Genomic DNA, 14840 nt, shown 5'->3' on the forward strand with positions numbered 1-14840 from the left:
AAGCGATACAGGCTTTACATCACCCTGCTAATCTGACCGCAGGAAAGGAAAAATCAAGACACAAAAAAGCGCCGCAGCAATGCGGCACATTCTTACAGTGGAGCTGATGGGACTCGAACCCACTACCTCATCCATGCCATGGATGCGCTCTCCCGGGTGAGCTACAACCCCAGTGATTCATAGTTTAGCATAAAATCCCAGTTGAGCAAAGTATCATCTTCCCCACTGACAATGGAATTCTGATGCAGTCAATGCCTCATTGAACAGAAGATACAAAGCTTAAAAGTCTACAAATTCCTCTACGAATCAGTAGAGAGTACAGAAAAAGCCGCTATTTATGCGGCTTTCCGAAGATGATTCAGTGAGCGATAAGGGACTCGAACCCATGACCCCTTCCACGTCAAGGAAGTGCTCTCCCAGCTGAGCTAATCACTCAAGTAAGATGATTCTAGCACAGCCAGGCAAAAAAAGAAACATAAAAATCATGAGACCGTCTGATCTCATGATTTTGTCTTATTCATCCGATGCCTGAATGTCTGCTTCTTTCTTACCTTCCGGAAGGCGTTCATACAGACCGGTCATATGTCTGAGCTTCTTGGACAATGCAAAGGTAAAATCGTCTTTCTTTGCACGCCATACCCAGTTATTACCGGTGGTGGAAGGTACATTGAAGCGTGCTTCATCACCAAGGCCAAGCAGATCCTGGAACTGCATGACCGCCAGATCGGCAACGCTCATATAGGCAGCTCTGATAAAGCCCCAGTTATAGCCTTCTTTTTCATCCAAGTGCAGATAATCAATTGCATGCTCACTGAAGGATCTTGGTGAGTTCTCCATCCATCCCATGACGGTTTCATTATCATGTGTGCCTGTATAGACAACACAGTTGTTAATGAACTTGTGCGGCAGATAGCCGGAGCCTGTATCTCTTGGATCGAAGGCAAATTCAAGCACTTTCATGCCTGGATAACCTGTATCCTTGACCATCTGAATGACTCCCGGCGTCAGGAAGCCAAGATCTTCAGCAATAATATTCAGATGTCCAAGCTTCTTCTCAATGGTGCGGAAGAAATCAATGCCGGGACCTTTGCGCCACCTTCCGCCACGTGCCGTAACAGCTCCGTAGGGAATCGCAAAATAAGACTCAAAACCGCGGAAATGATCAATGCGCAGCACATCTACCAGTTCAAACTGATAGGAAATGCGCTTTGTCCACCAGGCATATCCATCCTTCTTCATGTCTTCCCAGTTATACAAAGGATTGCCCCAGAGCTGGCCATCAGCAGAGAATCCATCCGGTGGGCAGCCCGCCACTTCCGTCGGCCTGCCATCCTTGTCCAGCTGGAACAGCTGTGGATTGGCCCAGAGGTCACTGGAATCCGGAGATACATAGATCGGTACATCACCGATCAGAGAAATCCCGTGGTCCAGTGCATACGTCCGCATCAAAGCCCACTGCTGGAAGAAGAAGTACTGAATTCCCTTGTAGAAGGCAATCTCCTCCTTCAATCCTACTCTGGCAGAAGCCAGTGCCTTTTCATCCCGTTTGCGCAGATCATCTTCCCACAACATGAAGCTCTTGCCCTGGTGGGCATCCTTCAATGCCATAAACAAAGCATAATCATCCAGCCAGAACGCGTTCTTTTTTGCAAACGCCTCATAATCATCCGGAACATCTGCCAACAGACGCTTTACTGCCTTGCGCAGTACATCAAAACGCTTTTTATACAGCGTTCCATAATCCGTACGGCCGGGATCATCTCCCCAATGAATCTCACTGTACTCTTCTTTTTTCAGCCATCCATCTCTGGCCAGCAAATCCAGATCTATAAAATATGGGTTACCGGCAAAGGCAGAAAATGACTGATAGGGAGAATCCCCATATCCGGTTGGTCCAATTGGAAGTATCTGCCAGTATGACTGACCGGCCGCTTCCAGAAAATCGATGAATTCGTAAGCCGCTTCCCCCAGCGTGCCAATCCCATACCGGGAAGGCAGGGCGCTGATCGGCATCAGAATTCCTGCACTTCTTCTCATAAATACCTCAATTCTAAAATCATCCTTTGACAGCACCTGCTGCTACACCCTTGATAATATACTTCTGGCAGCTCAGATAGAAGATAATTACCGGAATCACTGCAAGAATCAGTGCAGCCATAATGGCACCCATATCAACAGAACCATAGGAGCCCTTCATATACTGAATAACAATGGAAATCGTCTTGTATTTCTTGATATCCAGTACCAGATACGGCAGAAGGAAGTCGTTCCAGATCCACATTGTTTCCAGAATGCCTACTGAAATATAGGTCGGTTTCATGATCGGCATGACAACCTTGAAGAATGTCTGCAGCGGTGTGCAGCCATCGATCATGGCAGCTTCCTCAATCTCAATCGGAATAGAGCGGACAAAGCCTGTAAACATAAACACAGCCAGTCCTGCTCCAAAGCCAAGATACACAATAATGATCCCCCACGGATTGGTCAGATGCAGCATATTGGCGACCAGAGACAATGTGAACATGACCATCTGGAAGGGTACAACCATGGAGAATATGCACAGCATATAGATGATCTTAGACCACTTTGAATTGACTCTGGTAATGTACCAGCCGGTCATCGAGCAAAACAGCAGGATAGCCGCAACGGAGAATACGGTAATAAATACGGTCCAGCCAACAGAGTTTAACAGCCCATACTTGTTGATGGCCTGTGCATAGTTTTCAGCACCGATGAAAGTCTCATGCGTCGGCAGCTTGAATGGCTGCAGATTGATCGCATTCTTGTCTTTAAATGAATTCCAGAGCACAACCAGTACCGGCATAATCCAGAAGACACAAAGGAATGTCAGGAATGTTGTGCCATACCATTTACCTTTTTGATTCATATTACTGCTGTACCTCCTTGGACCTTGTCAGTTTCTGCTGAATGCCGGCAATGACGACAACCAGGATGAAGAACAAAACTGCCTTTGCCTGGCCGACGCCTTCAAAGCCGACACGGCCGAAGAATGTGTTGTAAATGTTCAATGCCATCATCTCCGTCTGCTTCATTGGCGCGCCTCCGGTCAAAGCCAGGTTCTGATCAAACAGCTTGAATCCATTGGTAATTGTCAGGAATGTGCAGATTGTAATGCTTGGCATCATCATCGGAATAATGACTTTAAACAGCATCTGACGGCTGTTGGCACCATCGATTTCGGCAGCTTCCAGCACATCGCCCGGAATTGCCTGGAAACCAGCAATATAGATAATCATCATATAGCCGATCTGCTGCCAGCAGACCAGAATGACCAGTCCCCAGAAGCCAAGCTTTGTATTCAGGTTCAGGGCAGTGCCAAAATGAACCAGAATGCCAGAGAAGATCAGCTGCCAGATATAGCCAAGCACAATGCCGCCGATCAGGTTCGGCATGAAGTAAATCGTGCGGAAGATATTCGTACCATGGCGTTCCTTGGTCAGTGCCATTGCCAGTGCAAAGGCGATGACATTGATCAAAACCAGCGTCACGACTGCAAAGGCAGCTGTGAACCAGAAAGAATGAACGAAAGTGGTATCTTTGAATGCCGTAATGTAATTGGATATACCAACCCATCTGGCATCCTTGACCGTTGTGAACTTGGTAAAGGAGAGATAGATACCAAGAATAAACGGAATCAGGAAACCGATGGCAAAAGCAGCCATCGTTGGCACTGTGAAGACAGGCCAGTATTTTTTGATATTTTTCTGCATATCTTATATTGCCTCGCTCAGTGTGAAGAAAGACAGGTCAGCAGAGAGATTCTGCCGGCCTGTCTGCGTTGTGAATCAATTAAACTCAGTTATTGGAAGCAGCAAGCTTCTTTTCAGCTGCCCAGTTATCAACGAATGCACTCTTGACCTGATCCCAGTTGGCATCACTCTGGTCAGCCGCATAAACTGTCAGAGCCTGGCCAAGTGTCTTCTTCCACTCCTCAGAAGGCATTGTTGTGAAGTTCCAGGATACCGGTGTACCTGTATTCGCATTTGCCAAGTTGAACAGAACATTGGAAGATTCAGGGTTGGACTTGAACGGAATGTTGAAGCCCATCTTGTCGCCGCTTGTCATAGCCTTGACACCCTCATCAGATGTAACGCACCAGTTCATGAAATCCAGAGTAGCCTTGATGTCTTCCTCAGAAGCCTGGCTGTTTACGCACCAGTAGTTCTCAGTACCCATGCAGAGACCCTCATTGGCATCATCAACACCGAAGTAGATCGGCAGGAAAGCCAGATTGTCATCGCCGACTGCCTTTACCTTGTCATACTCCCATGTACCATTCTGGAAGAAGACAGCCTGCTGATTAACGAATTCAGCCTCAGACTGATCGCCAGTCGCAGTAGAAAGCTGAGAAGGATCAACCGTGGAATTATTGATGTAGAGATCCCAGATGTTCTTATAGTTCGGCAGATATGTACCCTTCAGCTCTTCCTCATCATCGACTCCTGCATCCTTGTACTCATAGTAGATCGGCAGGTTGGCCAGATGTGTCTTGAAGCGCCAGTCACTGGAAGAATGCATGCCTGCAGAAGTGAATGCTGCAAATCCAAGCTCATCCTTGCGAGCTGTGATATCCTCAGCAACCTTCTTCAGATCATCGAAGCTCTTGATATCATCAACAGAATAGCCAGCCATCTCAAGCAGTGCCTTGTTGGTGATCAGACCATAAGCCTCCGTAACATATGCAATGCCTGCGACCTTGTCGCCATCCTTGAGCTCATATGCCTTGTTTGACAACTGACCCTCAATATCAGATCCGCTCAGATCATAGCAGTAGTCCTTCCAGGAAGCCAGACCAACAGGACCATTCACCTGGAACAGTGTCGGCTTTTCAGACTTAGCCATTTCAGACTTCAGGGTGCTCTCATACTCACCGGAAGCAGCTGTCAGAACAGTGACCTTAACACCAGTCTCCTTGGTGTATTCACTTGCCAGATCCTGCCAGTACTCATCCGCTTCAGGCTTGAAGTTCAGATAATAGACGCTTCCCTTACCGGAATCTGCAGATGCTGCAGCAGCAGAAGAACCTCCACAGCCAGCCAGCATAGCAGCAGATAATGCCAATGCTACAAAACCTTTCTTGTTCATGTTTTCCTCCTGATTTTTCAATCATGGTTGTACGTTCCTTCATTTCCCTCCGGATGGAAACGTTACTGGAATCGTTTACAACTTACACCTTTATGATATGTAATCGTTTACAAAAAATCAAGCGAAATCTTAAAATTCTTTTGAATTTTTATTTACGCCCATGAAGGCAAAAATTTTGTCACGTTCCATAAGACCATCTACGCAAAGATCAGCAGTTTCTTCCATCAGGGGCCAGTCAGATCGGGACCAGATATCGCGGACGGCAATTACCCTGTATCCGGCCTTCTTCGCCGTCCTTACCGGCAACAGTGTATCCTCAAACACATAAGTATTGAAAGCAGCCGTGTGCATGACAGTTTCACTCCGCACATACAGATCCGGCCCGGACTTGTCCGTATTCTCCTTTCCCGGCGTAATCACAGCTTCGAAAAAGGATGAGATGCCAAGTCTTTGAAAGCACATCTCCAATAGCAACTGATCGCTGGTTGATGCCACGCACATCACAATGCCCTTTTCCTGCAGACCGGAAAGCAATGCCAGAACGCCTGGCTTCAGCGTGATCTGCTCTGCATATGCTTGCCGAATCATTGCAGTAATTTCCTGTCGGATATCCTCTGTTGATCGTTCTGACAGATACTGCTGATGCAGATAGGCACAACTCTCTGGCAATGACATATCTGCCAGTACTTTGCTGATGTCTGCCGGGGCCGCAATCTGCCGGCTTTCCAGGAAACGCTGCGGCAGAGCCTGCCAGAATCCCATCGAATCCAGCAAAGTTCCATCCGCGTCAAAGATACAGCCAATTCTTCTGTTTTCATTGCTTGTATTCATACCTGTCATGATAGCGCATTTCATAATAGAAAAAAGGGGCCCGACGGGCCCCGCTGTACTCATGAAAAGATGTGATGAACTGCTTATGCCTGCTTGCCAAAGAACAGTTTGAGATCATCATCGACTGTGCCGATGCCGGCAATGCCGAAATTCTCCACAAGAACCTTGGCCACATTAGGAGACAGGAAGGCAGGAAGTGTCGGACCAAGATGGATATTCTTGACACCAAGGGACAGCAGAGCCAGCAGAACGATGACAGCCTTCTGCTCATACCAGGCAATATTGAAAGCCAGCGGCAGATCATTGATATCTGCCAGATTGAAAATCTCCTTGAGCTTCAAGGCAATCAGAGCCAGAGAGTAGGAGTCATTGCACTGGCCGGCATCCAGAACCCGCGGAATACCATTGATATCGCCAAGATCCAGCTTGTTGTACTTATACTTTGCACATCCCGCGGTCAGTATCACAACATCCTTCGGCAGTCTCTTTGCAAACTCAGTATAGTATTCACGTGACTTCATGCGGCCATCGCAGCCAGCCATGACAACAAACTTGCGGATCGCACCGCTCTTGACAGCCTCAACAATTTTATCTGCCAGGGCGAATACCTGAGCATGGGCAAAGCCGCCAACAATCGAACCAGATTCGATTTCTTTCGGGGGCTGACATGTCTTTGCCTGCGCAATCAGAGCAGAGAAATCCTTGACCGTACCATAGGCACCATCAATATGACGGCAGCCCGGATAGCCGGCTGCACCGGTTGTCCACAGTCTGTCCTTATACGAATCTGACGGCGGCACAATGCAGTTGGTTGTCATCAGAATCGGACCATTGAAGGACGCAAACTCTTCCTTCTGCTTCCACCATGCATTGCCATAATTGCCGGCAAAGTTAGGATACTTCTTGAAGGCAGGATAATAATGCGCCGGCAGCATCTCAGAATGCGTATACACATCCACACCTGTACCCTGGGTCTGTTCCAGCAGCTGTTCCAGATCCTTCAGATCATGACCCGAAACCAGAATGCCCGGATTTGTTCTGACCCCGATATCAACAGAAGTGATTTCCGGATTTCCGTAGGTGCCTGTATTAGCCTCGTCCAACAGAGCCATACCCTTGACGCCATACTCACCAGTTTTCAGCGTCAATGCCGTCAAGGCATCCACGTCCATGTCGTCATCCAGCAGCTTAGCCAGATCTTCCTGCAGAAAGGCATCAATTTCTTCATTCTCATAACCAAGGGCATTGGCATGTTTCATATAGGCAGCCAGTCCCTTGAGACCATAGGTAATCAGCTCGCGCAAAGAGCGAATATCCTCATTTCTGGTGGCCAGAACACCAACCTCTCCAGAATGCGCCTTAGCATCAAAAGATGCCTCATCCCCGTTCCATACGGCCGCGTCATGCAGACCCTCCTTGCTGTCAAGCTGGCCAAGCAGTTCCTCCTTGACAGCCAGAGTCCTCACAATTCTGTCAATGATGGCATTCTTGTCAAAATTGGCATTGGTAATCGTAGTAAACAGATTGACAGTCACCAGATGATTCACATCCCTGCTTACAGCCTTGCCTTCCTGGCGCAGCCTTGTTGTGACCTGGGACAGTCCCTTGCTTGCATAGATCAGCAGATCCTGCATCGCTGCTACATCCGGCTGCTTGCCGCAGACTCCGGCATACACACATCCCTTGCCGCCAGCAGTCTCCTGGCACTGATAACAAAACATCTTTGCGTCCATTTTATTCTCCTTCTTCATCTACTTCTGCAGAGTTAATAACAATCCCATCTTGAAGCGCTGATCTGCCTGCACAGCATGCAGACCACCCTTGGCAAAATGAAAATTCTCACCTGCGTGAATGACATGCGGTACGCCTTCATACGTAATGGTTGCCTCCCCATCCAGGGCAAAGATCAGCGCCTCACCCGGCGCCGCATGCTCACTAAGACCGGTACCTTCATCGAAAGCCATGACCACAAATTTCATGCTGTCATTGTGAACAATATCCATATTGACGATCTTTCCGTCCTGATAAGGAACCAGATCGGCAAATCTGAATACTTTTCCTGCTTGAATAGCCTGATTCATAACATCCTCCTGCTGGACTGCCAGCTCTGTATAAACCGTATCTTCATCTGTGCGGAAACCAACCGCCTGATGAATCTTCGTCAGAACACCTTCACCTGCTTTGACATGCTCGCTGCTGCCATCACTGCCATAGACTTCCACGCTGCCCTGCAGCACCATCACAAGCTTGTGATAGGGATGAATCTCAGCACTGATATCTGTATGGGCTCCCAGTGAGAAAACCGTCAGCGGATTACGGCCGGCAATGATCTGACCGGAAACCGTGCATCCGGGAACCGGGGCATTCTCATTGCGGATTGAAAACACTTTACCTGCATCTGCCTTCATGTTCTTATTTCCTTTCAATGATGCCATGAGCACCATCCGGCATTCCGGCCTTAAAGCTGCCAGCTGCCAGCATGCCGTTCATAACGGCCAGGCGCAGTTTCTGATACATGCCAGCATTTTCATGCCAGTAAGTACTGTGTACATCCGCTGTGATCTCCCATGTTAATGAAGCCGAAGAACTGTCACTCACCCGATTGACATGATCGCAGGGCATCCCATCCAGGAAGAAATCCTCAAAGGCACGGAAAACTTCTTCCGGTGTATCCACAGTAACGGGGTGCTTTTTGCCAAATCCCTGCGCACAGTTGGCTAGATCCGCAGGATCCACATGCATTTTTAAAAGATCCTGCACAAGGTCTGCATACCGCTTTTCCGCATCATCGATGGCTGCCTGCAGAGAACCGTGGATATTCATGGGATCAATGATCTCTTCAAGTGGCGGCAGATTTCTGGTATAGCGATTTACAGCCAGTGACATTCCCTGTTCCCTTGCCCCCTCAGCAAGAAACTTTGTCAATTCCTCCTGATTGGAAATCTTGCCATACAGCCAGTAATGAATGGGCCCGAGCGTCATGCTCATATCAGGCATTCTCCTGCAGAGCAATAGACTCATTCAGCATATTGACGATCACCATAGAAGGCAGGCCGTGCATTGCACAGGCATCCTCAAGGGATTCACCAGAAGCAGCAGCACACTCCAGACAGTGCATGCCGGCATCCATCAGAATCTCCACACAAGCCGGATACTTTGCCACAATCTCACCAATCAGCGTTTCACCATTGACATATTTTTCCATCTTACCGGTCCTCCTGTTGACCTTACGCGAACAGGATACTATGCTATACACAACATATATGTTGTTATGACAACAAATGGAGAATATTATGAATGAAATGTTTCTGACCAACACCAATCTGTTCCACGGCATCCGGAAAGAGGAAATCACCCATCTGCTTTCCTGCCTGGATGCCCATGAACAGTCTTATGACAAGAATGAGACGATCCTGCGGGCAGGCAGCACCATCCAGGAACTTGGTCTGGTTGAGTCCGGCGGTGTCAATATCATCGTCAACTTCTACTGGGGGACCAGCCGCATCTTCGGCCATGCCAGTCAGGGCGAAATCTTCGGGGAAAACTATGCAGCAATCCCCGGCAAAGAACTGCTCTGCGATGTCGTTGCCTGTGAGCCAAGCACGATCCTGTTCATCAATTTGAATAAGCTGTTGACAACCTGCCAGCATGGATGTGCCTTCCACAACCGGCTGATCCACAATCTGCTGTCCATTCAGGCAAAAAAAAGCCTGAATCTGTCTCAGCGGATGATGCATACAGCGCCAAGATCCTTACGTGAAAAGCTGCTTTCCTATCTGTCTGAGCAGGCCATGATCCATGGCAGCGCTCATTTTGTCATTCCTTTTGACCGCCAGCAGCTTGCGGATTATCTTGGGGTTGACCGCAGTGCCATGTCTGCTGAGCTTTCCAAAATGAAAAAAGACGGTCTGATTTCCTGCCGGAAGAATGAATTCATCCTGCATGAAATGCCAGACCATCTGTAACTCTGATTTATTTTGCACTGCGGGCAAAGTGCTCTTTTGCAAACTCCATGTCCTGCACAAGTTCCATCGTGCCAACATAATTGCCCTCATGATCGCGCACAGCCATATAACTGACCAGTACGGATCTGCCGTTCTTGTTCATCCAGATCTGTACCTTGTCCTGGCCTCCGGATCTGAAATCATCGATGATCGCACGCACCATCGGTTCAATCTTGGGGGGATGGCAGGTAAATACCTCACGGTCAATCGCCATGGCCGGACGTTTGAACAGCTTTGGTCCTTCATTGAAGTAACGATTGATATTCCCATCATCCACAAAGCTGATTTCCATCGGAATCGTATTCAGCATGGCCGTCAGCTGGGCAGCACTCATGTGACCGCCTCCAAGCTGAATATCATCCGTATGATCCGAAGAATGGGCAGCTTTTTTCTGCTCACCAGGCAGCCATGTCTCATTGTTTACGCCAAAGCATGATGCATAGTCCCTGCTGCCCTGATAAACACCGATCCAGTCCTCCACGGAAAACTTTTCTGCTGCAATCGGGAACAGAATATTCTGCTCCTTGTAGATCATTTCCCGGATTCTGGTCAGTACCGCATCAACACGCTTGTTCCAGGCATCATCATGATTGTCAATCCGGCAAAGAGCACCAAGCTCATCCCTGATTTCATCATCCACAGTCCACATGACATCAGAAGGACCTGTCACGTCATACTTCACCTTCAGATGCGGATAGAGCAGATCCCCTTTCTTTGCATAGTGGATGGAAACATCCCGGATCTTTGCCAGAACGGCAGCATCATGATCCTTGTCATAAGCATTCAGCAATGTTTCCAACGCATTATTTTCCTTTGTGAAAGTATAGAGGGGATGTCCTGGAACTGCCTCAAGAGCAGCCGCCTTTGCCTTGCGGTCCATCCCATCCGAAACCAGGGAAGACCGCACAGCATTTTCCGCATTTGCAATCTTCTCTTCTCTGGTTGCCCCATGAAACAGCGCAGAATGCACATCACACAACTTCTGCACCTGATTCAGCGGCGTGCCTTCCCTGATCAGCTCCTGCTCCGCCTTCATGATTTCAGACGCATCCACATCCTTGAAATTCTCCACAAAATCCTTGCGTACACTTTCCAGCTCCTCACCGCTGGCCAGCCTCTGCAGATAGGATTTCAACAAGGACATCCGGTTTTCGCTGTTTTTTTCTTCCACACTTTCAGCATTGCCTGCTTCGTTCTTCTTTGCAGACTGTACCACCCCAACATCCGGCATCTCACCAGCCAGAGTAAAACCATTCTGCATCAGCACAGCGACAACCTTTGCCATATCGATCCCCTTCATAGAGGCACCCTTCGGAATTGTCATCAGCCTGCCCGCAGAATTGCGCACCATAGGATTGACAATCTCTGAAAAACCAAGCTGCGCCATAATATCAATCAGCTCCGGATATTCATTTGTCAGCTCATATACCGACTTTGTCAGATCTATTTCTTTTGCCATATTCATGACTCCTTCACTTTTTACATCATCATGATAGGAGTTTGGCATGGCTAATTATGTTGTTTGGACAACAAAATTAAAATCCTCAAAAAAACTGCTCTGCATATTCTGCAGGCAGCAGAATGCAAAGCAGTTTGTCTCATTCTGAAATAATGCCGTCTCAGGCAGCTTCATATGCGGGCTTCCATACAGCAAACCCCGCCAGTGCTTCTTCTGTTCTGGTATAGTAGCGGACACCCTTGTTCAGCCTGGCAATCTGTGCCATTTCCTCATCTGTCAGTCTGAAATCCAGAATGTGAAGCTCCCCGCCTAAGCCTACGCCACTTTGTGCAAACATTGAGGTTTTGGTTATAGACAGGGTATGCGCGGCGCATCAATCAAGCCTCTGCTTTCATCTGTCCCTGTTTTCTATCCTTTGCTCACAGGCGGAAATAATCTGAAGATGGCCGGAACAGACATTCACGGGTAATTTCATCCAGTCTGGAAACACCGCACATCTTCATCGTATCCACGAGTTCTCTGCCAATCTTTTCGGTATATAAAGCCACCCCATCTTTGCCGCCGCCATAGACCGCAGTCACAAATGGTCTTGCGATCAGAACACCATTTGCTCCCAAAGCAATGGCTTTGAAAACATCTGTGCCGGAACGAATGCCGCCATCCACAAGTATTGTCATTTCTTTGCCTGCGGCATCCCTGATCTGTGCAAGCACTTCCGCCGTGGCAGGTGTCTGATCAAGCACCCTGCCGCCATGATTGGATACCACAATCGCAGATGCGCCTGCCTCTTTGGCCGCAAGAGCGCCTCTGACCGTCATGATTCCCTTGATGATAAACGGCCGGCCTGCACGTTCTGCAATCTGGCGAAGCTGGGAAATGGTCTTTGGCCCGGCCGGGGGATTCTTGCCCTGCAGAAACGGCAGACCTGCCGCATCCACATCCATTGCCATGGCAAAAGCACCTGACTCTTCCACCAGCGCCATTTTTTCTTCAATCGTCTCCATATCCCACGGTTTCACCGTCGGAATGCCGATTCCACCGGCATTGCGGATCGCCTGGGCAGCCGCTTCCATGACCTTTGGATCCGTGCCATCACCGGTAAATGCCGCAATGCCCGCATCCCGGCATGCACAGACAAGAATATCGTTATAGGAAACATCATTCAGACTGTCGCCATAATGCAGATTAACTGCCCCGACCGGCCCTGCCAGAATGGGATATTTCAGCTTATGGCCAAACAGTGTCAGTGATGGATCAGGCTCCCTGCCCTCACCGATTGTATTCATATTGATTCTGATATTCTGCCATGCCTGAAAATTACGCACAGCTGTATCACCCATGCCTTTGGCTCCCGGACCCGGGATCTGACTTCCGCATGCCCTGCCGTCGCAGACCGGGCATGCATGGCAGTATGGCCCGACTTTCTTCCGTGCTTCTGCAAGCAACTCCTGATATGTCATCTGTTCAATCCTCCGTCTGCTGTTAGCATAGCACAAACAGCAATTGTTTTTACGGGGTCTGATTTGCGTGCTATCATCGTATGGCGATGAAAAACACTTACAGATTTGCACATATCTGCCTGTTTCTTCTGCTGGCAATTGTACTGCTGCTGGCGGGACGGTGGGCAGTTGTCAGAATACAGCATCACAAAGCTTACCGGGAGGCCAAAAACAGCATGATACTCCGTATTGATCAGTCAAAGCTGATCGTTGAAGCAGGAGATTCTGTTTCACTGTATGATGCTGTTACGGCATCCGGAGGAACGCTGTCTGTCTCCGGAAGTGTCAATACAGCCAAGACAGGAAGCTATCCGGTTGTTTATTCCCTGCGCACCAGTGACCGTTATGGGCGTGAAATACTGAAGAAGCGCAGCGTAATCTTCACTGTCGAAGATACTGCAGCCCCGGTCATTACACTGAAAACTGATAATCTGCAGATTGCCCAGGGAGCAGACTTTAATCCTGCCGGGAATGTTGCCGGGATCACAGATGCTGTTGATGGCCCAATTGATCAGAGCCACTGGCAGATCACATCCGATGTCAATGCCAGTCAGCCCGGTACCTATCAGGTCACTCTGGAAGCATCTGATGCCAGCGGCAATACCGCCTCAACTTCCTATCAGGTCACTGTTGTCACGCCTGCCTCTGATGATCATCCTTACCTGATCAGAGTCAACCGGGCGGCCAATACCGTCACAGTATATGCCCGGGATGCACAGGGAAATTATTCTCTGCCCTATAAAGCATTTATCTGTTCTACCGGTCCTGCTACACCGCTTGGCACATATCAGACCTATGGCCAGTCCAGATGGAGAGCCTTGTTTGACAATGCCAGCGGCCAGTATGTGACGGATATCGTTGATGACATCCTGTTTCATTCCGTGCCCTACTTCTCAGAAAGCCCGGATGATCTGGAGTATGAGGAATACAACAAGCTGGGAACAAGTGCTTCTCTTGGCTGTGTGCGGCTGCAGGCTGCCAGTGCCAGGTGGATCTATGTTAACTGTCCTCTGGGCACTACGGTGGAATTCTATGATGATGCCGGCAATCCAGGCCCTTTTGGCAAGCCTGACTTCCAAAAGATTGATGTCAGCAATGCCAGCCGCGGATGGGATCCTACCGATCCGGATCCGGCCAATCCATGGTTAAAATGAAAGACGCCCTGCGCAGGCGTCTTTTTCTTCTGGCCTTTAATCCTCTTTCTTTCACGTATCCGGGACAAGATCCTCTGGAATGCGGAACGATGATACCCTGCCTACCAGCCAGGAAGACAAGGTAACCGTCACGAATGAAAACAGAATGTTTGTCCGCGGCAGATAGCTCAATGAAAGCAGCAGTACCACAGCATCCGCCAGAAAGTAACATCTGCCCAGCGGCAGCCGGAGCTTTCTGTGCAGCAGCAGTGCCAGTACATCATCCCCGCCGCAGGCACCTCCGATTCTGACAACCATGCCGCATCCGAAGCCGACAAACAAAGCGCCAAGAACTGCAGCTGCCAATGGCATGTCAGACAGATCCGGCAATACCGGTCCCACCCATTCCCACAGACGGTAGCTCAGTGAGAAAGAGGCAGTAGAGAGAAAAGCATTGCGTACAAAGCCGCGGCCAAGCACAAAGGCACCGAGAAGATACAGCACTGTATCAAAGATGGCTGATGTCAGAGACGGTGATATGCCGAACCAATGGTTCAGCAGCAGCTCTGTTCCCAGTTCTCCGCCCTCGGTAATGCCACTTTGCTGATGGACATTGAACAGGCCAAAAGACAGAATGCAGGCACCTGCAATCATGATCAGATCATTTTTCCATCTCTTCATTTCCATATCCGCATTCTAGCAGATATTCGCGTAATATTCAAATTTGCGACTTTTGCGAGTTTTGGTAGACTGCAGACAAAAAAAGATCTGGAACTGAATATTCCAGAATCCTGCTGCAGCGTAATGA

The 14840-nt window shown here is 48.8% G+C and carries 15 protein-coding genes and 2 tRNA genes; 2 read left to right on the forward strand and 15 right to left on the reverse strand.

The genetic code is table 11. The annotated features are described in order from the left end of the window. Window positions 1–98: 98 nt before the first annotated feature. The 11 genes from DHU66_RS03185 to DHU66_RS03235 all read right to left on the reverse strand — a co-directional run bounded on the left by DHU66_RS03185 (window position 99) and on the right by DHU66_RS03235 (window position 9142). Window positions 99–171, reverse strand: a tRNA-Ala gene (locus DHU66_RS03185). Between the two features lie 191 nt (window positions 172–362). Then, window positions 363–435, reverse strand: a tRNA-Val gene (locus DHU66_RS03190). A gap of 78 nt (window positions 436–513) precedes the next feature. Further along, window positions 514–2073, reverse strand: coding sequence for a 4-alpha-glucanotransferase (gene malQ, locus DHU66_RS03195; protein WP_280952614.1), 1560 nt, complete (start codon window positions 2071–2073; stop codon window positions 514–516). Continuing rightward, window positions 2057–2887: a carbohydrate ABC transporter permease gene (locus DHU66_RS03200; protein WP_108774420.1), complete on the reverse strand. Its 831-nt coding sequence runs from the start codon at window positions 2885–2887 to the stop codon at window positions 2057–2059. Before DHU66_RS03200 ends, malQ begins: the two co-directional genes overlap by 17 nt. 1 nt (window position 2888) lies before the next feature. Next, entirely contained in the window at window positions 2889–3731 is an 843-nt protein-coding gene (locus tag DHU66_RS03205) for a carbohydrate ABC transporter permease (protein ID WP_108774421.1), read from the reverse strand. A gap of 85 nt (window positions 3732–3816) precedes the next feature. Beyond that, complete coding sequence (locus DHU66_RS03210; protein WP_108774422.1) at window positions 3817–5106, reverse strand: ABC transporter substrate-binding protein; 1290 nt, start codon at window positions 5104–5106, stop codon at window positions 3817–3819. Between the two features lie 129 nt (window positions 5107–5235). Continuing rightward, complete coding sequence (locus DHU66_RS03215; protein ID WP_167836231.1) at window positions 5236–5937, reverse strand: HAD family hydrolase; 702 nt, start codon at window positions 5935–5937, stop codon at window positions 5236–5238. Between the two features lie 83 nt (window positions 5938–6020). Continuing rightward, entirely contained in the window at window positions 6021–7688 is a 1668-nt protein-coding gene (gene hcp, locus DHU66_RS03220; RefSeq protein WP_245309347.1) for a hydroxylamine reductase, read from the reverse strand. After that, on the reverse strand, window positions 7689–8372 hold the full coding sequence (locus DHU66_RS03225) for a cupin domain-containing protein (RefSeq protein WP_245309350.1): 684 nt from the start codon (window positions 8370–8372) through the stop codon (window positions 7689–7691). Then, window positions 8350–8925: a hypothetical protein gene (locus DHU66_RS03230; RefSeq protein ID WP_108774424.1), complete on the reverse strand. Its 576-nt coding sequence runs from the start codon at window positions 8923–8925 to the stop codon at window positions 8350–8352. The genes DHU66_RS03225 and DHU66_RS03230 overlap by 23 nt, the downstream gene beginning before the upstream one ends. Window position 8926: 1 nt before the next feature. Further along, window positions 8927–9142 carry a DUF1858 domain-containing protein gene (locus DHU66_RS03235; RefSeq protein ID WP_108774425.1) on the reverse strand — a complete coding sequence of 72 codons (216 nt, stop codon included), beginning with the start codon at window positions 9140–9142 and terminating at the stop codon, window positions 8927–8929. A gap of 88 nt (window positions 9143–9230) precedes the next feature. Between DHU66_RS03235 and DHU66_RS03240 the strand changes: the two genes are divergently transcribed. Next, window positions 9231–9902 carry a Crp/Fnr family transcriptional regulator gene (locus DHU66_RS03240; protein WP_108774426.1) on the forward strand — a complete coding sequence of 224 codons (672 nt, stop codon included), beginning with the start codon at window positions 9231–9233 and terminating at the stop codon, window positions 9900–9902. 7 nt (window positions 9903–9909) lie between these two features. Here the strand turns inward: DHU66_RS03240 and DHU66_RS03245 are convergent, their stop codons facing one another. From DHU66_RS03245 to DHU66_RS03250, 3 genes are all read right to left on the reverse strand, one after another. Next, a complete protein-coding gene (locus DHU66_RS03245; RefSeq protein WP_108774504.1) occupies window positions 9910–11400 on the reverse strand; it encodes a DUF438 domain-containing protein in 1491 nt (496 codons plus the stop codon). A 160-nt stretch (window positions 11401–11560) separates the two neighbouring features. Next, window positions 11561–11737, reverse strand: a complete 177-nt coding sequence (locus tag DHU66_RS12140) for a hypothetical protein (protein WP_167836232.1) — start codon at window positions 11735–11737, stop codon at window positions 11561–11563. 82 nt (window positions 11738–11819) lie between these two features. Then, window positions 11820–12860, reverse strand: a complete 1041-nt coding sequence (locus tag DHU66_RS03250) for an alpha-hydroxy-acid oxidizing protein (protein WP_108774427.1) — start codon at window positions 12858–12860, stop codon at window positions 11820–11822. A gap of 86 nt (window positions 12861–12946) precedes the next feature. Here DHU66_RS03250 and DHU66_RS03255 point away from each other — a divergent pair, with 86 nt between their 5' ends. Further along, a complete protein-coding gene (locus tag DHU66_RS03255) occupies window positions 12947–14053 on the forward strand; it encodes an immunoglobulin-like domain-containing protein (RefSeq protein ID WP_167836233.1) in 1107 nt (368 codons plus the stop codon). Window positions 14054–14104: 51 nt separating this feature from the next. On the opposite strand, the gene DHU66_RS03260 is transcribed toward DHU66_RS03255, so the two are convergent. After that, window positions 14105–14719 (reverse strand): YitT family protein, encoded by a 615-nt coding sequence (locus tag DHU66_RS03260; protein ID WP_108774429.1) that lies wholly within the window; start codon window positions 14717–14719, stop codon window positions 14105–14107. Between the last annotated feature and the right edge of the window lie 121 nt (window positions 14720–14840).

It is taken from the genome of Lactimicrobium massiliense (assembly GCF_900343155.1).
Taxonomy (GTDB): Bacteria; Bacillota_I; Bacilli_A; order Erysipelotrichales; family Erysipelotrichaceae; genus Bulleidia; species Bulleidia massiliensis.